Origin of the sequence: Amycolatopsis pithecellobii (assembly GCF_009707865.1) — a bacterium.
GTDB classification, from domain to species: Bacteria; Actinomycetota; Actinomycetes; order Mycobacteriales; family Pseudonocardiaceae; genus Amycolatopsis_E; species Amycolatopsis_E pithecellobii.
Genome location: NZ_WMBA01000096.1, coordinates 1 through 23,317, shown reverse-complemented (window position 1 = coordinate 23,317; position 23,317 = coordinate 1). Strand labels below are relative to the sequence as shown.

Below are 23,317 nucleotides of genomic sequence, written 5' to 3'. Positions count from 1 at the left end.
CCAGGGGGCGGAGCCGCCCTGGCGGGGGTCTGGGGGTTCGACCCCCAGAAAAGAACCGCCCCGCGCCCAAGCGAGATGAGCCGCAGGCGAATGAGTAGGGGGCGCCGCGGGGCGGTGGAACCTGGGGGTCGCCCCACCGCCGCCGCGGCTCCGCCGGACCGAGGGGGGAGGTGTCCGGCGGGGTTCGGGTACCTGGGACTGGCCGCCCCAGGTGCTGGAGTTCAGGGTAATGGGTTGGCCGACCTTAGCGCCATATTGCATCTTGAATTTTCGGGTGCTGGACCGCTAATCCCATCGGCTGGTGCGGGCGCCGAGCGCTCCGAGCGCGACCGCGGCGGCGGTGGAAGTTCGCAGGACAGTGGGCCCGAGCCGGACCGGAATGGCACCCGCGGCGCGCAGTGTGGCGAGCTCGGCATCGGTGATGCCACCCTCCGGACCGACCACGATCAACACCTCCCCCACTCGGGGGAGATCGACGTGGGTGAGCCGTTCCTCGGCGGTTCCTTCGAGGACCAGGGCGAGTGCCGCGCCGGTCACGGCTGCGGCGAGTCCGGGCGTGTCGACGGGGTCTTCGACGGGCGGCACCCACACCCGCCGGGCTTGTTTCGCCGCCGCGCGCGCCGTGCTCTGCCAACGGGCGAGGGCTTTCGCGCCACGGGCGCCGTCTTCCCAACGGGCGACGCTGCGTTCAGCGCGCCACGGCAGGATCGCGTCGGCGCCGGCTTCGGTGGCGAGTTCGACGGCCAGTTCACCCCGGTCGCCTTTGGCCAGCGCCTGCACGACGGTCACCCGCAGCGGCGGCGCCGGTTCGCTCCACCGGCGCTCGATCGTCAGGTCCAGCGCGGGGTCACGGCCGGGGCGCACGGCCGCGATGACACAGTCCGCCGCCGCCCCCGCCCCGTCGGACAACGTGAGCCGCTCCCCCGCCCGCATCCGCCGCACGGTCACCGCGTGCCGTGCTTCTTCGCCGTCGAGCACGGCGTCCGCACCCGCGGGCAGTTCACGAACGAGGAACACCGGCGAGGTGGTGCCGGGCATTACCGGTGGCTCTTGGCGCCACGCAGTTTCGAGAACAGCCCGCCTGAGCGGCCACCGTTGGCCAGCGTCGGTAGTTCTTCCCCGCGCTGCTTGGCCAGTTCACGCAGCAGCTCGCGCTGGGCCTCGTCGAGTTTGGTCGGCACCGCGACGTCGATGTGCACATGCAGGTCGCCACGCCCGTCGACGCGCCCGGACGAACGAAGCCGCGGCATGCCCTTACCGGTCAACAACAACTCCGCGCCCGGCTGGGTGCCCGGGTCGAGGTCGAGCTCGAACTCGCCGTCGACCAGTGTGTCCATCGGCACCGTCGCACCCAGCGCCGCCGTGGTCATCGGCACGCGGAGGTTGCAGTGCAGGTCGTGGCCCTCGCGGAGGAACACGTCGTGTGGTTCCTCGTCGACCTCGACGTACAGGTCACCGGCCGGCCCACCGCCGGGGCCCACCTCGCCTTGACCGGACAGCCGGATCCGCATGCCATCGCCGACCCCGGCCGGCACCTTCGCGGTCACCGTGCGGCGCGCCCGCACCCGGCCGTCGCCGCCGCACTGGCGGCACGGGTCGGTGATGACCTCGCCGTAGCCGCGGCACACCGGGCACGGCCGCGCGGTGACGACCTGGCCGAGGAACGACCGCTGCACCGACTGGATCTCGCCCTGGCCGTTGCAGGTGTCGCAGGTCTTGACGGTGCCGCCGGGCGCGGTGCCGTTGCCACGACACTGGTCGCACAGGATCGCGGTGTCCACCGCGATCTCCTTGTCCACCCCGGTCGCGCACTCCTCCAGGGTGAGGCTGATCCGGATCAGCGCGTCCGAACCGGGCTGCACCCGGCTGCGCGGGCCGCGCCCGCGGCTGCCACCGGAGGCCGCGCCGAAGAACGCGTCCATGATGTCGCCGAGCCCGCCGAACCCGCCGAACGGATCACCTCCGCCGCCGCGTGCGCCCGCGCCGTTGTCCAGCGGGTCGCCGCCAAGGTCCACGATCTTGCGCTTCTGCGGATCGGACAAGACCTCGTACGCGGTGGTGACCTCGCCGAACTTGTGCTGCGCGTCCTCGGACGGGTTCACGTCCGGATGCAGCTCACGCGCGAGCCGCCGGTACGCGCGCTTGATCTCCTGGTCGGACGCGTTCTTGGCCACGCCGAGAATGCCGTAGTAGTCCCTCGCCACCGCTCTCAAGTCCTCCTGCTGTCCTGGCCTGCCGGCTAGCCGCCGGCCAGGATCTGCCCCACGTAGTTGGCGACCGCGCGCACCGCGGCGATCGTGCTCGGGTAGTCCATCCGGGTCGGCCCGACGATGCCCATACCGCCGAGCAGCATGTCGTCCTTCCCGTAGCCGATCGACACGACCGAGGTACTGCGCATCTGCTCATCCTCATTTTCCTCGCCGATGCGCACCGTGATGGCACCGGGGTTGCGGGCCGCCGCCAGCAGCTTGAGCACCACGACCTGCTCCTCGAGCGCCTCCAGCACCTGCCGGAGCGAGCCGGGGAAGTCCGCGACGTTGCGGGTCAGGTTCGCGGTGCCACCGAGGACAAGCCGTTCCTCGGGGTGATCGACGAGGTGTTCGACCAGCACGGTACAGACTCGCACGAGCGCGTCGCGCAGCTCACCCGGCGCCTGGTCAGGGAGCTCCGCGACGCGGGCGGCCGCGTCGGTGAGCTTGCGGCCGGACAGTTTCGCGTTCAGCACGTCCCGGATGCGGCCCACGTTCTCCTCGGTCGTCACGTCACCGAGGTCGATGGTGCGCTGGTCGACGCGGCCGGAGTCGGTGATCACGACGAGCATCAGCCGGGCCGGGGTGAGCGGCACGACTTCGAGGTGCCGCAGCGTCGCGGTGGACATCGTGGGGTACTGGACCACCGCGACCTGCCTGGTCAGCTGCGCGAGCAGGCGCACGGAGCGGCGCAGCACGTCGTCGAGGTCCAGTGCGCCGTCGAGGAAGCTGGTGATGGCGCGGCGTTCGGCCTGGGTCAGCGGTTTGACGTCGGAGAGCCGGTCGACGAACATGCGGTAGCCCTTGTCGGTCGGGATGCGCCCGGCGCTGGTGTGTGGCTGGGTGATGTAGCCGTCTTCCTCCAGCGCCGCCATGTCGTTGCGGACCGTCGCACTGGACACCCCCAGGCTGTGCCGGTCCACGATCGCCTTGGACCCGACCGGCTCCTGGTTGGCGACGTAGTCGGCGACGATGGCCCGCAGCACTTCGAAGCGACGCTCCTCCGAGCTGGCCACCCTTCACCTCCCGTGCTCGACGTTTGATACCGAGTTTACGGAAGGTACCGGCCGAGCGGGGCGCCCCGCTCAGGAGTTCCGCGGGAAGCCCAGGCTGACCCCGCCCTGCGCCGGGTCGGGCCAGCGGCTCGTCACCACCTTCGTGCGGGTGAAGAAGTGGAAACCTTCGGGCCCGTAAGCGTGGCTGTCGCCGAACAGGGAGTCCTTCCAGCCACCGAAGGAGTAGTAGCCGACGGGCACCGGGATGGGCACGTTGAGGCCGACCATGCCGACTTCCACCTCGTTCTGGAACCGCCGTGCGGCGCGGCCGTCGTTGGTGAAGATCGCGGTGCCGTTGCCGTAGGCGTTGGCGTTGACCAGTTCCAGCGCGGCGTCGTAGCTGTCCGCGCGGACGACCGAAAGCACCGGGCCGAAGATTTCGTCGCGATAGATCGACATTTCCGGGGTCACGTGGTCGAACAGGGTGGGGCCGAGCCAGAAACCGCCGCCGTCCACGGCGAGATCACGGCCGTCCACCACCAGCCGCGCGCCTTCGGTCACCCCCGCGTCCACATAGGACTGAACCTTGGTGCGGTGTGCCGCCGTCACCAGCGGCCCCATCTCCGAAGTCGGGTCCCGGCCGTCGCCGACGGTCAACCGCGACATCCGCCCGGAGATCTGCGCGATCAGTTCGTCGGCCACCGGCTCGACGGCGACGACGACCGACACCGCCATGCACCGCTCCCCCGCCGAGCCGAAACCCGCGGACACGGCGGCGTCGGCGGCCAGGCCGAGATCGGCGTCGGGCAGCACGACCATGTGGTTCTTCGCACCACCCAGTGCCTGCACGCGTTTTCCGTTGCGGGTCCCGGTTTCGTAGACGTAGCGCGCGATCGGCGTCGAACCGACGAAGGAGATCGCCTTCACCACCGGGTGCGTCAGCAGGCCGTCGACCGCGACCTTGTCGCCGTGCAGCACGTTCAGCACCCCGTCCGGCAACCCGGCCTCGGCGAACAGTTCGGCGATGAACACCGACGCCGACGGGTCCTTCTCACTCGGCTTCAGCACAACGGTATTGCCGCAGGCGATCGCGTTCGGCACGAACCACAGCGGCACCATCGCGGGGAAGTTGAACGGTGAGATCACCCCGACCACGCCGAGCGGCTGGGCGATGGAATAGACGTCGACGCCGCGGGAAGCGTTTTCACTGAACCCGCCCTTGAGCAACTGCGGTGCGCCACAAGCGTATTCGACGTTCTCGATCGCGCGGGCGACCTCACCTGCCGCGTCCGATTCGACCTTGCCGTGCTCGGACGTGATGATCTTCGCCAGCTCGCCTTGGCGCGCGGTCAGCAACTCGCGGAAGGCGAACAGGATCCGGCTGCGCGCGGCGAGCGAAGTGTCGCGCCACTGGGGAAAGGCGCGGGCCGCCGCGGCGACGGCGTCGTTGACCTGCCCGGCACCGGCGAAGTCCACCTGTGCGCGGACTTCGCCGGTGGCGGGATCGAACACCTCCCCGGCCCGTTCCGGCACCCCAGCCCAGTGTTTCCCGTCGATCCAGTGGGAAATCCTTGTGGTCACTTGGTTCCCTCCCGCACGGCGGCGATGGAAGCACCCAGGATCTCCAGCGCCTCGTCCGCTTCTTCGTGGGTCAGCGTCATCGGCGGGGCGAGCCGGATGACGTTGTTGTACAGCCCGCCCTTACCGACCAGCAGACCGCGTGCCCGCGTTTCCTCCAATACGGCGGCGGCAAGCGAAGGACTCGGAGCTGGAATGCCGGACCCGCCGGCCTCGACCAGTTCCACCCCGATCATCAGTCCCTTACCGCGCACGTCACCGACGATGTCGTGGCGCTCGGCCAGCTCGCGGAGCCCGGCCATGAGGTGGTTGCCGAGCTTCGCGGCGTTGCTCTGCAGGTCGTTGTCGAGCAGATAGTCCAAAGTGGCCTTCGCGCCCGCGGTCGCGATCGGGTTGCCGCCGAAGGTGGAAATCGAGTTCGCGGTGATCGAGTCCATCACGTCACCCCGCGCGACGACACCGCCGATCGCGAGCCCGTTGCCGAGGCCCTTGGCGAATGTCATCGCGTCCGCGGTGACCCCATGTGCCTGCATTCCCCAGAAATGTTCGCCGGTGCGGCCCCACCCGGTCTGGACCTCATCGGAGATCAGCAGGATCCCATACGCGTCAAGGATTTCCTTGAACGCGGCGAACAGTCCGTCCGGTGGCACGTTGAATCCGCCGACCCCCTGGATCGGCTCGGCGATGAGCGCGGCGACGTCACCGGACGTCGTCGTCTCGAGCACGTCACGCAAATCCTCGGTGCAGGCTTTGATGTAGTCCTCATCGGACAGTGCGCCGAACGCGTCGCGGTAGCGGTACCCGCCGTGCACATAGCTGACCTTGACCGGGGACAGCGAACTGGCCGACCAGCCGCGGTTGCCGGTGATCGCGACCGTGCCGAACGCGCGACCGTGATAGGAGTTGCGCAGCGCCAGGATCTGGTTGCTGCGCCGGTACTGGGTGGCGATCATGAGCGCGGTCTCGTTGGCCTCGGTGCCGGAGTTGGTGAAAAACACCTTGGCGCCCGGGATTCCGGACAGCCGGGCGATCTGCTCGGCGAGTTCCACCTGCTTACGGATCAGGTACAGCGTCGAGGTGTGCAGCACGCCGGTGTCCAGCTGCGCGCGCACCGCATCGGAGATTTCGGCGACGTCGTAACCGATGGCGTTGGTCAGGATGCCGGCGAAGAAGTCGAGGTAGGTCCGGCCCGCGGCATCGGTGACCCGCCGCCCGCTCGCGCGCACGATCTCGATCGGTTCCCGGTAGTACAGCGCCAGCCAGTCCGGCAGCACGGCGCGGTGACGGGCCGCCAGTTCCGATTCGGTCATGCCCCGAGTCTGCCGAGCGGGGGCGGCAGCCGACACACGCAATGTGTACGGAGAACGGGATTCGCCCGTACAGTTTGTGTCCTATGTATCCGACGGTCGCCGACGTGCTCGCGTTGCCGGTGGTGCGCCACGGCCGCCCCCGGGTGGTGGCCGGTGCCGAAGGTCTCGACGCGCCGGTGCGCTGGGTGCACGTGGCGGAGGTGGCCGATATCGGGCACCTGCTCAAGGGCGGCGAGCTGGTCCTCACCACGGGGGTCGCGTTGCCCGACGATCCGGCCGCGCTGGCGAAGTACGTCGACGGGCTCGCCGAAGCCGGGGTGGCCGGGCTGGTCGTGGAGCTGGTGCGGCATTGGAGCCACTCGCTGCCCGCCGCGCTGGTTACCGCCGCCGGCCGCAACGGGTTACCGCTCATCACGCTTTCGCGGGAAACCCGCTATGTGACCGTGACGGAGACGGTCAACGGGCTCATCGTGGACGCCCAGGTGGCGGAGCTGCGCGCCGCCGAGCAGGTGCACAAGGTGTTCACCGAACTGTCGGTGTCCGGCGGCGATCCGGCCGAGGTGCTGCGCGAGGTGGTCCGGCTGACCGAGCGGCCCGCGGTGCTGGAGACGTTGTCACACGAGGTACTCGCCTACGACGCCGCGGGCACCGACCCCGGGGAGCTGCTGGCGGGCTGGCTCGCGCGGTCGCGGTCGGTGCATGTCGGCGAGCGCGCTGCGTTCGCGGCGGAAGCGGGCTGGCTGATCGCGGTCGTCGGCGCCCGCGGGGACGACTGGGGCCGGCTGATCATCGTCACCGACGAGCCGCCGCCGCACCGGTACGTGGTGGTCGCCGAGCGGGCCGCCTCCGCGCTGGCGGTGCACCAGCTCGTCGCGCGGGACACCGACAGCCTGGAACGGCAGGCACATCGGGCGGTGCTGGCGGAGCTGCTGGCCTCGCCGGTGCCCTCGGCGGAACTGCTGGCACGGGCCTCCGCGCTGGGGGTGCCGCTGCCGGGGCGCCGACTGGTGGGGGTCGCGATCCGGCCGCGGCTGACCGACCTGCGGCAGCCGAACGTATCCGGCGCCGCGGTGCTGCGGGAACTGGCCGAGACGGTGTCGCTGGCGACCCGGCGGGCACGGGTGTCCGCGCTCGTCGCGGTGACCGACGAGCTGACCGTGCGGGCGCTGCTTTCCTTGTCCCCCAAGGCGAATGTCGATGCGGTGCTGGACCGGCTGGCGGCCGCGATCCGGCGGCCGCGCGTCGTCGCGGCGGGGACGACGGTGGACAGTCCCGCGCAGGCGCAGCGCAGCCTGCTGGAGGCGGCGCACGTCGCGGCAGCCGCACTGCACGGCCCCGCCGACGAGGCGGTGCACCGGCTCGAAGACGTCCGGCTGCGCGGCCTGCTGCACCTGCTCGCCGACGACGAGCGGGTGCGGGCATTCGCCGCCCGTGAACTGGGCCCGCTGCTTTCGCGCGACGCCGCCGCGGGCACCCGGCTGGTCCAGGCCTTGCGGCATTACTGCGAACACGGCGGCAACAAGTCCGCCGCCGCGGCGGCCGCACACACCTCGCGAACCGCCTACTACCAGCAACTCGCGCGCATCGAGCAGATACTGGGCGTCCCGTTGGAGGACCCGGAATCCATGCTGTCGCTCTATGTCGCACTGCTGGCCCGCGATCTGGATCGCTGACGCGAGATCATCACTCGGTCGGGTAGGCGTAGCGGCCCGGAAAACAGCCGATACCAACGGTATGCCTTTTTCCACCATCGCGGCCATCGCGACCATGCTCGCCGTCACCGCGCCCGCTCAGCCGGCCGCCTCGATGACCCTGACCCTGCGCTCGGATTCCGGCCCGATCGCGTCCGTGACGCTGGAATGCGATCCGGCCGGCGGCAGTCACCCGGAGGCCGAACGCGCATGCACCACCCTGGCCGCGGCCGACGGCGATTTCCGCCGGCTGAAAGCCGAGCCGCGGATGTGCCCGATGATCTACGCTCCGGTCACCGCGCTCGCGTACGGGCACTGGCACGGCCGCCCGGTGGCTTTCCACCAGAGCTACCCGAATCGCTGCGTGGCGAGCTCCCAGACGGCGGGCGTCTTCGCCTTCGCCGATTAGCCGCAGCAGGGGGCCCGCGCCGGGCGCAATCGACAGAATGCGCGCGGGCGCGGGCAACGGTGAACACTTTGTCAGTGCCACCCGCCGCGCGGGGCGCGCACCATTCCGCAATGGCACCCTCGCAGATCGCACATCCCGACGGGCGAGTGGATCTTCGTGACACCGCATCGCTTCGCGGCAGCCGGTTCTTCAACAGCGAACTGGCCCCCGTGCCGGTGGAAAAGCGGACCTGGACTACCTACAATTATTTCGCGCTCTGGATGGGAATGGCTCACAATATCCCGTCCTACGCATTGGCTTCTTCGCTGATCGCACTCGGCATGAACTGGTTGCAGGCGCTCATCACGATCACCCTCGGCAACCTGATCGTGCTGATCCCGATGCTGCTGAACAGTCACGCGGGCACGAAATACGGCATCCCGTTCCCGGTGTTCGCGCGTGCCTTCTACGGAATTCGCGGCGCGAATCTGGCGGCGTTGTTGCGCGCGTTCATCGCCTGCGGCTGGTTCGGTATCCAGACCTGGGTGGGCGGGGAGGCGATTTATATCCTCGTCGGCAAACTGGCAGGCAACGGCTGGCGGCAGGCGACCGAAGTCGGCGGGCAGCCGTGGACGTTATGGCTTTCGTTCGGGGTGTTCTGGGTCGCGCAGATGCTGATCATCTGGCGCGGGATGGAAGCCGTGCGGCGGTTCGAAAACTGGACAGCGCCGCTGGTGTCGGTGGGTTTCCTGATCCTGCTGGCGTATGTGCTGATCAAGGCGGGCGGGCCGGGCCCGATCCTCGCCGAACCGGCGAAACTCGGCTGGGGCGCCGGTTTCTGGAAGGTGTTCGCGCCTTCGCTGATGGCGATGATCGCGTTCTGGTCGACGCTTTCGCTGAACATGCCGGACTTCACACGGTTCGGCGGCAGCCAGGCGAAGCAGGTGCGCGGCCAGCTGCTCGGCCTCCCCACGACCATGACGTTCATCGCGGTCGTCGCGATCCTGACCACGTCGGGTGGGCAACTGCTCTACGGCGAGGCGATCTGGGACCCGGCGCGGCTCGCGGACCGGTTCACCAGCCCGGCGCTCGTGGTCGTCGCGCTGATCGCGCTCGTGCTCGCGACTATCTCGGCGAACCTCGCGGCGAACGTGGTCAGCCCGTCCTACGACTTCTCCAACGCCTTCCCGAAACGGATCACGTTCGCGGTCGGGGGTTTGCTCACCGGCATCATCGGGATCGCGATCCAGCCGTGGAAACTGTATTCGGACCCGAACATCTACATTTTCGCGTGGCTCGGGTTCTACGGCGGAATTCTCGGTGCGGTCGCCGGGGTGCTCGTCGCCGGATATTGGGTGCGAAGGCGGCGCACACTGGATCTGGCCGGGCTGTACACCGAGCGCGGCCGGTACTGGTTCCGCGCGGGCTGGAGCTGGCAAGCGGTCCTCGCCACGCTGGTGGGCGCGGTGCTCGCGGTCGGCGGCGCGTACACCGCGCCCGGTTCGGACGGGCCGTTCCCCGCGGACGGGTTCATCCCGTTCCTCAAACCGTTCTACGACTACAGCTGGGTCGCCGGCCTTGCCGGCGGTTTCGTGGTCTACCTCGTGCTGACCCTGCCCGGTCGCGCGGGGAGAGAAAGGGAGGAAATCCGTGAGCAACCTGATCAGGGCCGCCTTGGTGCAGCAGCGGTGGACGGGTGACAAGGACTCGATGATCGCCGGCGCGGTCGACGCGATCGGCACCGCCGCCTCGCAGGGCGCGCAGGTAGTGTGCCTGCAGGAACTGTTCTACGGCCCGTACTTCTGCCAGGTGCAGGACGCCGACTACTACTCCTACACCGAAGGCATCCCGGATGGGCCGACGACGAAACTCTTGCAGGAAGTCGCGGAGCGGCACGGAATCGTGGTGGTCGCACCGATGTACGAGCAGGAGCAGCCGGGGGTCTACTACAACACCGCGGCGCTGATCGACGCGGACGGCAAATACCTCGGCAAGTACCGGAAGAACCACATCCCGCAGGTGAAGGGTTTCTGGGAGAAGTTCTACTTCCGGCCCGGCAACCTGGGATATCCGGTGTTCGACACCGCGGTCGGGCGGATCGGCGTGTACATCTGCTACGACCGGCATTTCCCGGAAGGCTGGCGGGCGCTCGGCCTGGCCGGTGCGACGATCGTGTTCAACCCCTCGGCGACCAGCCGTGGCCTGTCGCAGTATCTGTGGCGGCTCGAGCAGCCCGCGGCGGCCGTCGCGAACGAATACTATGTCGGCGCCCTCAACAGGGTCGGAGTAGAACCCTTGGGGGACAACGACTTCTACGGTCAGACGTACTTTGTGGACCCACGTGGACAGCTCGTCGGGGACGCGGCGTCGGACGAGCGGGACGAGGTCGTCGTGCGGGATCTCGACATGGACAAGCTCACGCAGGTGCGTGACCTGTGGGCGTTCTACCGTGACCGGCGCCCGGATTCATACGGATCGATGGTGGAGCCGTGATGCGTACTCTCATCAAGGACGGGACGGTGCTGTCGCCTTCCGGTGGTGTGCGGGCCGATGTCCTGGTGACGGATGAACGGATCACCGCCGTCACCGAGCCGGGCGTGGTCGAGACGGCGGACACCGTGCTGGACGCAACCGGAAAGTACGTGCTGCCAGGCGGGATAGACGCGCACACGCATCTGGAAATGCCGTTCGGCGGCACCTTCTCGGCCGACACCTTCGAGACCGGGACCAAGGCCGCCGCGTGGGGCGGGACCACCACGATCATCGACTTCGCCGTGCAGGCCAAGGGTACTTCGCTGCTGTCCACTCTGGACAAGTGGCACGAGAAGGCCGATGGGAACTGTGCGATCGACTACGGTTTCCACATGATCGTGTCGGACGTCAACGACGGCACGCTCAAGGAGATGGAGACCTGCGTCGGGGCCGGGGTGTCCAGCTTCAAGATGTTCATGGCCTACCCCGGCGTTTTCTATTCCACGGACGGCGAGATCCTGCGTGCGATGCGGAAGGCCACCGAGACCGGCGCGATGATCATGATGCACGCGGAGAACGGCATCGCGATCGACGAACTGGTCGCCGCGGCGCTGGCGGCCGGGCACACGGATCCGGTGCAGCACGGGTACACGCGTCCGTCCGCTTTGGAGGGTGAAGCGACTTCGCGCGCGATCACCCTGGCTCGCGTGACGGGTGCGCCACTGTATGTCGTGCACCTGTCGGCGGCGGAAGCCCTGTCCGCCGTGGCCGAGGCGCGGGACGCGGGGCAGAACGTATTCGCCGAGACGTGCCCGCAGTATCTGTATCTGTCCATTGAAGACCTGGCGAAACCCGGTTTCGAAGGCGCGAAGTACGTTGCTTCCCCGCCGTTGCGGGAGAAACGTCATCAGGCCGACTTGTGGCGGGGTTTGCGGACGAACGATCTTTCGGTGGTCTCCACGGATCACTGCCCGTTCTGTTTCAAGGACCAGAAGGAACTGGGGCGCGGCGATTTCTCGAAGATCCCCAACGGGATGCCGGGTGTCGAGCACCGGATGGACCTGTTGCATCAGGGTGTGGTGGCGGGCGAGATCTCGCTGGGGCGCTGGGTGGAGACCTGCTCGACGACGCCGGCGCGCATGTTCGGGTTGTACCCGCGCAAGGGCGTGCTCGCTCCGGGCTCGGATGCGGATATCGTGATCTACGACCCGGCGGCCAGGCAGACGCTTTCCGCGGAAACACATCATATGGCGGTGGACTATTCCGCTTATGAAGGTTTTGAGATCGCCGGGAAAGTGGACACTGTGTTGTCGCGGGGCAAGATTGTGGTCTCTTCGGCCGGTTTCACGGGGTCGACGAGTCACGGGAATTTCTTGTCACGTGAGCTGTGCCAGTACCTGAACTGAGGGGTCACCATGGATTTCGGTGTGGTGCTGCAAACGAATCCGCCCGCGCGTGATGTGGTGCGGTTGATGAAGAATGCGGAGGCCCGGGGTTTCGGGTATGGCTGGACGTTCGACTCCTGCATCCTGTGGCAGGAGCCGTTCGTCATCTACTCGCAAATTCTCGCGGCGACTTCCTCGATGACCGTCGGCCCAATGGTGACGAGCCCGGGCACCAGGGACTGGTCGGTCACGGCTTCGTTGTTCGCGACGCTGAACGACATGTTCGGCAACCGCACGGTCTGCGGCATCGGCCGGGGTGACTCGGCGCACCGGGTGATCGGGAAACCACCGTCCACTTTGGCCACATTGCGCGAGTGCATGCATGTGGTGAAAGAGTTGGCGGAAGGCCGCGAAGCCATGCTGAACAGCAAGGCGGTGCGGATCCCGTGGGTGCGCAATGGCCGGCTCGAAATCTGGATGGCAGGCTATGGCCCGAAGGCGCTACGGTTGGCGGGTGAGCAGGCGGATGGTTTCATCCTGCAGTGCGCCGACCCGGCGATCGCCCGGTGGACGATAAGCTCCGTCCACGAAGCGGCTCGAGCAGCAGGCCGTGACCCGGCGGGCATCACCATCTGCGTCGCCGCCCCCGCGTACGTCGGCGATGATGTGGCGCACCAGCGGGAACAGTTACGCTGGTTCGGCGGCATGGTCGGTAACCATGTGGCCGATCTTGTTGCCAGGTATGGAGATTCCGGCCCTGTCCCGCGAGAGCTGACGGACTACATCCGCAACCGGCACGGTTACGATTACACCCACCACGGCCGCGCAGGGAACCCGTCGACGGACTTCGTGCCGGACGAGATCGTGGACAGATTCTGCCTGACCGGCCCGGCGACCGCCCACATCGAACGCCTCCAGGAGCTCGCGGAACTGGGTGCCGACCAGTTCGCCCTCTACCTGATGCACGATGCCCGCGAGCGAACGCTGGCAGCCTACGAAAACATCATCGGCAAACTGTCCACTTGAGACACCCCTGACCCGAACCAACACGAAGCCTCCAACACTCAGGCGAAGTGGGGCGGGGGTGGGTCCACTCTCGAGGGCGCCCTGCGCCCGGTCAAATCCGCACCCAACATAAGAAGGGCATCACGCGGAGCGCGACTCAAAAAGATTGCCTCGCCGGCGGGCTGGCTCCGGGATAACTGGCCCAACGGGACGTCACCTTTTCGAGGTGGTCGAGTTGGGCCTTTTTCAAAGCCTCGTTTCTTCCACCATGGCTTGGTATACCAGTTTCCGCATTTCTTGCCTGATGGGGTGGGTGCTCGACGGTACCAGCTGGGTGAAGAACAATCCTGTCACGCCGGCCGCCGGGTCTATCCAGAATGCGGTGGAAGCCGCGCCACCCCAGGAGTATTCGCCTGGGGTGGACAGGGTTTTCGCCTTGACCGGATCTTTCAGGACAGCGAATCCCAACCCGAAACCGTACCCATCGTAGGGTACTTCCGCGAAGAGCGGGCGACCATATTCTTCAAGGTCGACATCGCCGGGCAGGTGGTTACTGGTCATCAACCGTATCGTGCGCGGGCTCAGCAACCGCGCCCCGTCGAGTTCGCCGCCCCGCAGGAGAAACTGCGTGAAACGATGGTAGTCAGCCGCCGTGGAGACGAGACCACCACCGCCGGAAAGGTAGTCCGGTTTTCCGATGCCGACCTTGCCGAACGCCGAATTCGACACCGCTTGACGCGTCCCCGGGTGCGCCGTATACATCGACGCCACCCGGTCCAAGTCATCAGTGCCGAACGAAGTGTCGATCATACCCAGCGGCCCGAAGATCCGCTGCGCGAAGAACTCGTCCAGCGACTGTCCCGAAACAACCTCGACGAACCGGCCGAGCACATCCGTCGACACCGAATAGTTCCATTCACTGCCCGGCTGGAACAACAACGGTAACTGCGCCCATTTTTCGACACACTGTGCCAGATCGAGCCCGGCCGGCGCGAACCATTCGAACCCGGCCTGACGGTACATCGCATCGACCGGGTGCGCCTGATGGAAACCGTACGTCAGGCCGGAAGTGTGGCTCAGCAGATGCCACACCCGGATCGGCGACGTGGCGGGTTCGGTCACCGGGTTCAGCGCCGACCCTTTGACGTACACCCGTGGCGCGGCGAATTCCGGTAGCCAGCGGGAAATCGGGTCCGTCAGCTCGAAAGCGCCCTCTTCGAACAGCATCATCGCGGCGACCGACGTGACCGGCTTCGTCATCGAGAAGATCCGCCACAGCGTGCCCGATTCGACCGGGCGCTCCGCCGCCATATCACGTCGGCCGTATTTCGAAACGTGCACCAGCTTCCCGCCCCGGGTGACCACAATCTGCCAGCCGGGCAGCAAACCCTCATCGACGTAACGGGCGAAGTGGCGGTCGATCCGGGCCAGCCGGCTCGCGTCGAAACCGGCTTCAGCGGGATCGGTGTCCGTCTCCAGAGTCATACTCCCGATTATCCCGCGCAAGCGCAGGTCCGAGCCCGCGCGGCCTTACCCCGCTGCTCGTTCGGCGGCTTTCTCCGCGCGCCACTGCTCATCCGTCGCACCCCGGCGCCAGTAGCCCGAGATCGACAGCAGGTCTTTCCGCACACCGCGCTCACCGAGCAGGTACCGCCGCAGCTCTCGCACGAAACCGGCCTCCCCGTGCACGAACGCCTGCACGAGTCCCTCGGGAAACTCGAGCGCGCGCACCTCCGATACCAGATCGGCACCCGCCGCACGGTGAATCCACCGGATCTGCGCGTCCGCTTTGGTCGCCAGCGGCTGCTCCTCGCTCGCGTCCTCGACCTCGATGAACGCCCGCACCGGCACCCCGGCGGGCATCGCCTCCAGCGTCAACGCGATCGCCGGCAACGCGCTCTCGTCACCGACCAGCAGGTGCCAGTCTGCCTCGGCACCCGGCGCGTAAGCCCCGCCAGGACCGTTGAGCAGCAACGTATCCCCCGGTTTCACCTGACGCGCCCACGGACCGGCGACCCCCTCGTCACCATGGTGCACGAAGTCGATGGCCAGCTCACGGGCGTCCGCGTCGTAGTGCCGCACCGTGTAGCTGCGCATCACCGGCCACTGCTCGCTCGGGTACTCCGCCCGGATCACGCCCAGGTCGAACGGCTCCGGATACGAAACTCCCGGCACCGGAAACAGGACTTTGACATAGGCATCGGTGAACTCGTTCGGTTCGAACGCCGTGAATCCCTCACCACCGGCGACGATCCTGATCATGTGCGGCGTGAGTTGCTGGGTGCGCAGCACTTCCAGCCGGGTCGCCGGCCGGACCCTGCGTTCGGGCTTGTCCGCCATTCGCTTGCTCCTCACCTCGGTTCCGCTGTTAGGCTACCCTAAGATTGACGGATGCCGGTGGGACCGCGCCCACCCCACGGCGTCCAGAAGCTCGTCCAGTGCGTCCAGGCGATGGGCGCTGACGACGAAGTCGCAGTACGGCCACACCGCCGCCATCCCGCCGACGAGCGGCCGGTACGCGGGCTGCGCGGTGCGCGGGTTGACCCACACCACCCGGAAGGCAAGCCGCGAGAGCCGGGCCATCTGGCCGGCGAGCAGTTCGGTGCCACCGGTCTCCCAGCCGTCGGAAATGATCACTACGACGGCGCCGCGGGCCATGCCTCGCGCGCCGTAGGACTCGATGAACTCCTTGAGCGCGACGCCGATCCGCGTGCCGCCGGACCAGTCCGGAGCCTGCTCGCCCGCCTCCCGCATGGCCCTCGCCGGGTCCGCGGTCAGCACTTTCGTGAGCCGGGTCAGCCGGGTCGCGAACGTGAACACCTCCGCCCGCGCGCCCAACCGCGCGCACACCAGCAGTTGCAGCATCGCGCGGGCGTGCGCCTCCATGGACCCGGAAATATCGCACAACACCACCAGCTTCCGCGGTTTCTCGCGCGGAACCCACCGGCGCAGCCTGACCGGTTCACCCCCGCTGCGGCGTGCGCGGCGCAACGTCTCCCGCAGATCGACCCGCCGCCCGCCCGGCGCCACCCGTTTCCGCCGTGACCGCCGCGATGGTGTCGCGATCCGGAACCGGCGCATCAGCTCACGTAACAGTGCCAGCTCGCCGGGTTCGAGATCGGCGAAATCCCGGGTGGCAAGGTGTTCGGCCGCACTGCCGAACGTCGGCAGCTCGATCTTGCGCCCGCTTTCGCCGATGCTTTCGGTCACCTGGCGGGTTTCCCCCGCGGCGAGTGTCTCATCCGGACGGTCGCCGCGGAAATCAGCCGGGTCGCCGCCTCCGAACACGGCGGCGAAAACCCGGTCCAGTACGACGATCTGGTCCGGAGTGGACACCAGCGTGGCGAGCGCGCACCGGTACAGCTCGTCGTTGGTCCGCGGTCGCACCAGCAGCACGGCCTGGGTGAACCGCGCCGACCGGTCCGCCCCGACCGCGACGCCCTGAGCTCGCAGCGCTTCGCCGAACCGCGCCGCGAGCACGGCCAGATCGCTCACCACCACCGCCCGGCGGACTCGACGACCGCTCTGTCCTCTTCGTACTTCACCACCGCACTCATCGTGTCACCGACGGCGGTTTCGTCGAGCACCTCGACCCCCAGCACGTGCAGCGCCGACGCCCAGTCGATGGCCTCGGCGACACCGGGCGGCTTGGCCAAGCCGAACCCGCGCAACCGCTGCACCGAAGACGCGACCCGTTCCGCGAGCCACCCCGCGACGCCGGGTACCCGCAGCCGGATGATCGCCGCGACCCGATCCGGCTCGGGATGGGCGATCCACTGGTACAGACACCGCCGTTTCAGCGCGTCGTGCAGCTCGCGGGTCCGGTTGGAGGTCAGCACCACGATCGGCGGGAACGCAGCCCGGCGGGTGCCGAGCTCCGGGATCGTCACCGCCGCTTCGGCGAGAAGTTCCAGCAGGAAAGCTTCGAACTCGTCGTCGGCGCGGTCCACCTCGTCGATGAGCAGCACCGCCGGCCGGGGCCCCGGATGTTCGATCGCCGCCAGCAACGGCCGGGCCAGCAGGTAGTCCGCACCGAACAAGTCCGCTTCGGACAGTGCCTCCCCGCGTGCCTCGGCAAGCCGGATCCCCAGCAGCTGTCGCGGATAGTTCCACTCGTACAACGCGTCCGCCGAGGACAGTCCCTCGTAGCACTGCAACCGGATCAGCTTCGTGTCCAGCGCCCGGGAAAGCGCTTTCGCCGCCTCGGTCTTGCCGACACCGGGCTCGCCTTCGAGCAGGATCGGCTGTGGCATCCGCACCGCGAGGAACAACGCCGTCGCCAGCGCCTGATCGGTGAGATAGCTCGCCGCCGCGAGCTCGGCGGCGAGCTCCCCTACGGTCTCACCCATCGGCGAACGCCTGCCGGCATCCCGGCCCGCAGAAATAGAAGATCTGGTCATCCCGGGCCAGCCGCAGCGTGCCGGCCGTGATCGCCACGGTCATCCCACACACCGGATCCGTTGCCGTGGCAGGCTTTTCCACCGGCGCCCGCGGTCGCAACGCGATCAGCTCCGCGTACACCGACACGGCGATCTCTTCCGGAGTGCGCGCGCCGATGTCCAGCCCTGCCGGAGTATGCACGACATCCGCGCCGAGCCCCAGCGTTTCGAGCACCGCCGCGCCCCGGCGACGGCTCGCGATGAGCCCGATGTACCGGGCACCGCCCGCCACGGCGGCCCGCAGCACCCTGTCCTCGTCCCGCCCGTGCGACGCGACCAGTACGGCATCGGCATTCTCGGGCAACGGATCGGTGCTCGGGTGCACGTCGTAGCCCAGCGCCTTGCCGACCGACGCGAGCGCCCGCGCCACCGGCGCATCGCCGTGTACCACGACGAGCGCCGGTGGTAACCGGGCTTCCAGGAAAATCTCCAGCGAACCACCGGAAAGGCACGGATTCCCCACGGTGACAACGCCTTCCTCGACCTGCTCGGCGCTCGCCTCGGGCGTGATCCGCAGCAGCGCCGACTTCCCGGTGCCGAGCAGCCGGATGCCGTGGCGCCGCACGGTCGACTCCGCGCAGTCCCCGCCGACGAAACCCTCGATGGTGCCGTCGGGCAGCACCAGCGCACAGTCGCCGGGCTTGGCGCTCGTCGGCCGCTGGGCCCGGACGACCGTCGCGAACACGAACGGCCGCCGGTGCGCCCGCAGCGAATCGGCCTGTGCCAGCACTTCCGTTCGGAACATCAGGTGATCGCCAGGTCGGTTCGGAACGGGCGGCCCTGCGCGGCCGACCACACGGCCGCCGGGGTGAGCGGCATGTCCGCGTGCCGCACTCCGTACGGCTTCAGCGCGTCGAGCACGGCGTTGACCACCGCGGCCGGGGACCCGACGGTCGCGGACTCGCCGACCCCCTTGGCGCCGATCGGATGGTGTGGTGACGGGGTGACCGTCTCACCCAGCCGCCACGACGGACATTCCATCGACGTCGGCAGCAGATAGTCCATAAAGGACCCACCGAGGTGGTTTCCGTCCTCGTCGAACGCCATCACCTGCATCAGCGCCATGCCGACCCCGTCCGCGAGACCACCGTGTACCTGCCCCTCGACGATCATCGGGTTGATCCGCACCCCACAGTCGTCGACCGCGACGAAGTCACGCACCTTCACCTGCCCGGTCTCCGCGTCCACATCGACCACGCAAACGTAAGCACCGAAAGGATAAGTCAGGTTCGGCGGGTTGTAGACACACGTCGCGTCCAGCTGCCCCTCGACACCTTCGGGCAGTTCCAGACTGGAATGCGCGGCCATCGCAATGTCCTGAATGGACTTTCCGGCCGCCGGGTCGCCCTTGACGAACCAGCGCCCCTTCTCCCATTCCAGGTCGTCCGGGCTCACCTCGAGCATCGCGGAGGCGACGATTTTCGCGCGCTCACGGACTTTCCGCGCCACCACCGCCGTGGCCGCCCCGGACACCGGTGTCGAACGGGAACCGTAGGTGCCGAGCCCGAACGGGGTCTGATCGGTGTCACCGTGCACCACGTCGATGTCGTCCGGCGAAATACCGAGCTCCTCGGCGACGATCTGCGCGAACGTGGTCTCGTGCCCCTGCCCCTGTGACTGCACCGACAGCCGCAGCACCGCCTTGCCGGTCGGGTGCACGCGCAGTTCGGCACCGTCGGCCATGCCGAGACCGAGGATGTCCATGTGCTTGCGCGGCCCGGCGCCGACCGCCTCGGTGAAGAACGCGACGCCGATGCCCATCAGCTCACCGGCGTCCCGCCGTTTCGCTTGCTCCATCCGGAGTTCGTCGTAGTGCGCCAGATCGAGCGCCATCCGCAAGGTCCGCGGGTAGTCACCGGAGTCGTACTCCCAGCCCGTCTTGCTCTGGTAGGGGAACTGGTCGGGCTTGAGCAGGTTCTTCATCCGCAGCTGCGCCGGATCCATGTCCAGGTCGTACGCCAGCACGTCGACGAGCCGCTCGACAAGGTACACCGCCTCGGTGATCCGGAACGAGCACGCGTAGGCGACCCCGCCGGGCGCCTTGTTGGTATAGACCCCCGTGACGGACGCGTGCGCGGCCTCGATGTCGTAAGAACCCGTGAACACACCGAAGAAACCGGCCGGGTACTTCGTCGGCTGCGCCGTGCCGTTGAACGCGCCGTGATCGGCAAGCACCTTCACCCGGATAGCGAGGATCTTACCGTCCTTTGTGGACGCTATTTCGCCGTGCATGTGGTAGTCACGCGCGAAGGACGTGCTCATCAGGTTCTCCGAGCGGTCCTCTATCCACTTCACCGGCTTGCCGGTGACGATCGAGCCGACCACCGAGCACACGTAGCCGGGATAGATGCCGACCTTGTTGCCGAAACCACCGCCGATATCCGGGGAAATGACCCGGATCTTGTGCTCCGGCAACCCGGCCACGAGCGCGTACAACGTGCGGTGCGCGTGCGGCGCCTGTGTCGTGGTCCAGATGGTGAGCTTGCCGGTGATCGGGTCCATGTCCGCGACCGAGCCACAGGTCTCCAACGGTGCCGGATGCACCCGCGGATACAGCATATCCTGTGTGGTAACGACTTCCGCGTTTGCGAACACCTCGTCGGTGCGTGCGGCGTCCCCCGTCTCCCAGTCGAAGATGTGGTTGTCCGTGCGGCCTTCGAGATCGTCACGGATCACCGGGGCGTCCTCATCGAGCGCCTTGCGAGCGTCCACCACGGGTTCGAGCGCCTCGTAGTCGACGTCGATCAGCTCCAGCGCATCCCGCGCGGAGTAACGATCTTCGGCGACCACGAACGCGACTTCCTGCCCCTGGAAGCGAACCTTGTCGGTGGCGAGGACGGCCTGCACGTCACCGGACAACGTGGGCATCCAGGCGAGGTTGAGCCCGGCCAGCGTCTCACCGGTGATGACCGCCCGTACCTTCGGGTGCGCCTCGGCGGCGCTGGTGTCGATCGAGACGATCTTCGCGTGCGCGTACGGGCTGCGCAGCACCGCGCCGTGCAGCATGCCCGGCAACGTGACGTCGTCGACGTAGGTGCCGTGCCCACGAAGGAACCGCGCGTCCTCCTTGCGATGCATCCGGCCGAAGCCGATCGGCGTCTGTTCGGTGGTGGTCACGGCTGCGCCTCCACTGTCTCGTGCTCCGCCGCCCAGCGAACCGAGCGGACGATGTTCTCATACCCGGTACACCGGCACAGCTGCCCGGAAATCGCCTCGCGAATGTCCTCTTCGGACGGATCGGGATTGTGGTCGAGCAGCCACCGCGACGTCATCATCATGCCCGGGGTGCAGAATCCACATTGGAGCCCATGACACTCGCGGAAACCCGCCTGCACCGGGTCGAGGTCGCCGTTGTTCGCCAGGCCTTCCACGGTGCGCACCCGGTGCCCGTCCGCCATCACCGCGAGCACCGTGCACGACTTGACCGGCACGTCGTCCAGCCACACCACGCACGCGCCGCAGTTCGACGTGTCGCAGCCCCAGTGCGTCCCGGTCAGCCGCAGCTCGTCGCGCAGGAAGTGCACGAGCAGCAGCCGCGGCTCCACATCACGCCGGTAAACCGTCCCGTTCACCGTCACCCCGATCTCCATCGTCACGCCTCCTGATGCCGGCCGTGCCAGCGGGCCAGTGCCGCGCCGAGCGCGCGGGCGGTGAGGGTCGCGGCCAGATGCCGCTTGTAGTCGACGGGGCCGCGCTGATCGGCTACCGGCTCGCAGTGCTCGGCCGCGATCTGCCCGGCCCGCGCGAACCGATCGGCCGTCGCCGGGCCGCCGACGAGGAAGTCCTCGGCCTCGGGCGCGTGGAAGTTTTCGGCACCCACGGCGGTCAGCCCGATCCCGGCTTCGGCCACGGTTTCGCCGTCCAACCGCAGTTCCGCGCCGGCCGCGGCGACCGCCCAATCCCCCGCGCGCCGCTCGACCTTCTGGTACGCCGAAGCCGACGACCGGATCGGCACCTGAACACCCCGCAGCAATTCACCGTCACCGACGACCGTTTCGTACGGCCCGGTGAAGAATTCGCGAATCGGTACCGTTCGCCGCCCTTCTCCGTATTCGATGACCGCTTCCGCGCGTACTGCCGCAAATGCGGCGGAAAGGTCTTCGGAAGGGTCGGCCTGGCACAGCGAACCACCGACCGTTCCGCGGTTGCGGACGATCGGATCGGCAATCACTTTCTCGGCATCGTGAAAGATCGGGAAGTGCTCACCGACGAGTGCCGAGGACAGCAGTCCGGCATGCCGGACCATCGCGCCGATGTAGAGCATGTTCCCGTCGACGCTGATCGTGGTCAGCTCCTCGACTTCGTTGATGTCGATGAGCGTCTGCGGCTGGGCCAGGCGCAGCTTCATCATCGGGATGAGGCTGTGGCCACCCGCCACGACCCTCGATTCCGGACCGTATTTCCCCAGCAGACTCAGCGCTTGCGCCACGCTGGTCGCTTTCTCGTATTGGAACTGGGCGGGTACTTGCATGGAGTGACGTTCTCCCGGCCCGGCGACCGGCGCAACGCCCGAATAATGGTTCGGTTATGAATGCAGATCAACGTCCCAGGGTGGCTTAGAATCAGCGATTGTGACGCTCGGTCAGCTCAGCGCTTTCGTTCTGGTCGCTCGCCTCGGATCGGTCACGGATGCCGCCAGGGCGATGGGCGTGAGCGAACCGGCCGTCTCGCAGGCGCTCGCGGCGCTGCGCAGCCACCACGGGGACAAGCTGATCGTGCGCACCGCCAACGGGATGACGCTCACCCCGGGCGGCATTCGCCTGTTGCCGATCGCGTCGCAGATGGTCGCTCTCGGCGCGGACGCCGACGCAGCGGTCCGCGAGGCGAACGGGGTGGCGGAACGGCTTCAGGTGGCGGTGACCAGCACGCTCGCCGAGTTCGTCGCGAACCCGCTGCTGGAGGCGTTCGGCGCCCGATCCGGCTTGCCGGTCGACGCATCGGCCGGGCTCGCCCGGACCGCGGAGATGCCGGTGCTGCTGGGCAGCCGCCTCGCGGACGCGGCGCTCGGGCCGCAGCTGGAGGGCGGCCTGGACAGCACGCCGATCTTCCGCTGCTCGCTGGTCGCGGTCGCGGCGCCGAGGTCACGACACCGCGGCGGCCCGGCGAAATGGCCGTGGCTGCTCGACCCGTCGGGCGCCGACCCCGACAGTGAGACCGCGCGGCTGCTCGACCGGCTCGGCGTGCCGGACGACGAGATCAGCGTGTTTCCGAACCAGACCGCGGCGTGGTCCGCGGCGGCCAGCGGTGACGGGGTCTCGGTCGCCGTCGAACATCTCGTCGCACCTCAGCTGCGCCGGGGTGAGCTCGTCGTGGTTCCCACCCCGGCGACCCCCGCGCGCGTGTGCTGGCATCTGACCACGCTCCCCCGCGACCGTCTCTCCCCCGCGGCCGCGTCATTGCGGCACTTCCTGGGCACGCCGGCCGCGATGCAGGTCATGCGCTCCCCCGGCGTGGGCGTGCCGCCGTCGCGATTCAAGCCGCCCGTGTACGTGACGATCTGGAGCTGATCAAGCGGCGAGGCGACGCACCACCGCGTCCGCCAACAGCCGGCCCCGATCGGTGAGCACAGCGCGCCCGTCCCGCAGCGACCCGGGATCCAGCAGTCCCTCGTCCGCCGCGACCGAGGATTCCCGGAGCCCGGCATCGTCGAGCGCGTCCAGTGGCAGCCCCTCGGCGAGCCGCAGTTCGAGCATGATCCGCTCCAGATGCCGGTCCTCGCCGGTCAGCACCTCCCGCCCCGCCTCGGGCGACTCCCCGTTGGCGAGCAGCGACGCGTACTTCGCCGGGTGCTTGACGTTCCACCAG

20 protein-coding genes and 1 pseudogene are annotated in these 23,317 nt (G+C 68.2%); 7 read left to right on the top strand and 14 right to left on the bottom strand.

Annotated features, from left to right (window positions below; genetic code table 11):
• Positions 1-285 precede the first annotated feature (285 nt).
• From GKO32_RS35740 to GKO32_RS35720, 5 genes are all read right to left on the bottom strand, one after another.
• Positions 286-1,038 (bottom strand): 16S rRNA (uracil(1498)-N(3))-methyltransferase, encoded by a 753-nt coding sequence (locus GKO32_RS35740; protein WP_154761335.1) that lies wholly within the window; start codon positions 1,036-1,038, stop codon positions 286-288.
• Positions 1,038-2,204, bottom strand: a complete 1,167-nt coding sequence (gene dnaJ, locus GKO32_RS35735; protein WP_312869154.1) for a molecular chaperone DnaJ — start codon at positions 2,202-2,204, stop codon at positions 1,038-1,040. The genes GKO32_RS35740 and dnaJ overlap by 1 nt, the downstream gene beginning before the upstream one ends.
• A gap of 35 nt (positions 2,205-2,239) precedes the next feature.
• Positions 2,240-3,265, bottom strand: coding sequence for a heat-inducible transcriptional repressor HrcA (gene hrcA, locus GKO32_RS35730; protein ID WP_312869152.1), 1,026 nt, complete (start codon positions 3,263-3,265; stop codon positions 2,240-2,242).
• A 69-nt stretch (positions 3,266-3,334) separates the two neighbouring features.
• A complete protein-coding gene (locus GKO32_RS35725) occupies positions 3,335-4,825 on the bottom strand; it encodes a CoA-acylating methylmalonate-semialdehyde dehydrogenase (RefSeq protein ID WP_312869151.1) in 1,491 nt (496 codons plus the stop codon).
• Positions 4,822-6,132 (bottom strand): aspartate aminotransferase family protein, encoded by a 1,311-nt coding sequence (locus GKO32_RS35720; RefSeq protein WP_154761333.1) that lies wholly within the window; start codon positions 6,130-6,132, stop codon positions 4,822-4,824. Before GKO32_RS35720 ends, GKO32_RS35725 begins: the two co-directional genes overlap by 4 nt.
• 83 nt (positions 6,133-6,215) lie before the next feature.
• Between GKO32_RS35720 and GKO32_RS35715 the strand changes: the two genes are divergently transcribed.
• The 6 genes from GKO32_RS35715 (at position 6,216) to GKO32_RS35690 (ending at position 13,094) form a co-directional block, all read left to right on the top strand.
• Positions 6,216-7,805 carry a PucR family transcriptional regulator gene (locus tag GKO32_RS35715; protein WP_154761332.1) on the top strand — a complete coding sequence of 530 codons (1,590 nt, stop codon included), beginning with the start codon at positions 6,216-6,218 and terminating at the stop codon, positions 7,803-7,805.
• Between the two features lie 61 nt (positions 7,806-7,866).
• Positions 7,867-8,232, top strand: a complete 366-nt coding sequence (locus GKO32_RS35710) for an SSI family serine proteinase inhibitor (protein ID WP_154761331.1) — start codon at positions 7,867-7,869, stop codon at positions 8,230-8,232.
• A 110-nt stretch (positions 8,233-8,342) separates the two neighbouring features.
• On the top strand, positions 8,343-9,911 hold the full coding sequence (locus GKO32_RS35705; RefSeq protein WP_154761330.1) for an NCS1 family nucleobase:cation symporter-1: 1,569 nt from the start codon (positions 8,343-8,345) through the stop codon (positions 9,909-9,911).
• Positions 9,862-10,704: a nitrilase-related carbon-nitrogen hydrolase gene (locus GKO32_RS35700; RefSeq protein ID WP_312869150.1), complete on the top strand. Its 843-nt coding sequence runs from the start codon at positions 9,862-9,864 to the stop codon at positions 10,702-10,704. The genes GKO32_RS35705 and GKO32_RS35700 overlap by 50 nt, the downstream gene beginning before the upstream one ends.
• Positions 10,704-12,089, top strand: a complete 1,386-nt coding sequence (hydA, locus tag GKO32_RS35695; RefSeq protein WP_154761329.1) for a dihydropyrimidinase — start codon at positions 10,704-10,706, stop codon at positions 12,087-12,089. The genes GKO32_RS35700 and hydA overlap by 1 nt, the downstream gene beginning before the upstream one ends.
• Before the next feature lie 9 nt (positions 12,090-12,098).
• Positions 12,099-13,094: a TIGR03842 family LLM class F420-dependent oxidoreductase gene (locus GKO32_RS35690; protein ID WP_154761328.1), complete on the top strand. Its 996-nt coding sequence runs from the start codon at positions 12,099-12,101 to the stop codon at positions 13,092-13,094.
• Between the two features lie 225 nt (positions 13,095-13,319).
• Here GKO32_RS35690 and GKO32_RS35685 read toward each other — a convergent pair whose 3' ends face one another.
• Genes GKO32_RS35685 through GKO32_RS35650 form a run of 8 tightly spaced genes read right to left on the bottom strand, consistent with a single transcriptional unit; the run spans position 13,320 to position 21,983 of the window.
• A complete protein-coding gene (locus tag GKO32_RS35685; RefSeq protein ID WP_154761327.1) occupies positions 13,320-14,558 on the bottom strand; it encodes a serine hydrolase domain-containing protein in 1,239 nt (412 codons plus the stop codon).
• 45 nt (positions 14,559-14,603) lie between these two features.
• Positions 14,604-15,413, bottom strand: coding sequence for a siderophore-interacting protein (locus GKO32_RS35680; RefSeq protein WP_154761326.1), 810 nt, complete (start codon positions 15,411-15,413; stop codon positions 14,604-14,606).
• A 33-nt stretch (positions 15,414-15,446) separates the two neighbouring features.
• The gene (locus tag GKO32_RS35675) at positions 15,447-16,568 is read right to left on the bottom strand and encodes a vWA domain-containing protein (protein WP_312869149.1); all 1,122 of its coding nucleotides are present in this window, start codon (positions 16,566-16,568) and stop codon (positions 15,447-15,449) included.
• A complete protein-coding gene (locus GKO32_RS35670) occupies positions 16,565-17,422 on the bottom strand; it encodes an AAA family ATPase (RefSeq protein ID WP_154761325.1) in 858 nt (285 codons plus the stop codon). Before GKO32_RS35670 ends, GKO32_RS35675 begins: the two co-directional genes overlap by 4 nt.
• A complete protein-coding gene (locus GKO32_RS35665; protein WP_154761324.1) occupies positions 17,415-18,257 on the bottom strand; it encodes an XdhC family protein in 843 nt (280 codons plus the stop codon). The genes GKO32_RS35670 and GKO32_RS35665 overlap by 8 nt, the downstream gene beginning before the upstream one ends.
• Positions 18,257-20,590: an aerobic carbon-monoxide dehydrogenase large subunit gene (locus GKO32_RS35660; RefSeq protein WP_154761337.1), complete on the bottom strand. Its 2,334-nt coding sequence runs from the start codon at positions 20,588-20,590 to the stop codon at positions 18,257-18,259. Before GKO32_RS35660 ends, GKO32_RS35665 begins: the two co-directional genes overlap by 1 nt.
• Positions 20,591-20,625: 35 nt before the next feature.
• Complete coding sequence (locus tag GKO32_RS35655; RefSeq protein ID WP_154761336.1) at positions 20,626-21,102, bottom strand: (2Fe-2S)-binding protein; 477 nt, start codon at positions 21,100-21,102, stop codon at positions 20,626-20,628.
• A gap of 2 nt (positions 21,103-21,104) precedes the next feature.
• Positions 21,105-21,983, bottom strand: coding sequence for an FAD binding domain-containing protein (locus tag GKO32_RS35650; RefSeq protein WP_154761323.1), 879 nt, complete (start codon positions 21,981-21,983; stop codon positions 21,105-21,107).
• Positions 21,984-22,083: 100 nt separating this feature from the next.
• Here GKO32_RS35650 and GKO32_RS35645 point away from each other — a divergent pair, with 100 nt between their 5' ends.
• Positions 22,084-23,019 carry a LysR family transcriptional regulator gene (locus GKO32_RS35645; protein WP_312869148.1) on the top strand — a complete coding sequence of 312 codons (936 nt, stop codon included), beginning with the start codon at positions 22,084-22,086 and terminating at the stop codon, positions 23,017-23,019.
• Here GKO32_RS35645 and GKO32_RS35640 read toward each other — a convergent pair.
• Positions 23,020-23,317: pseudogene (locus GKO32_RS35640) on the bottom strand (radical SAM family heme chaperone HemW); the annotation flags it as partial. It lies immediately after the preceding gene.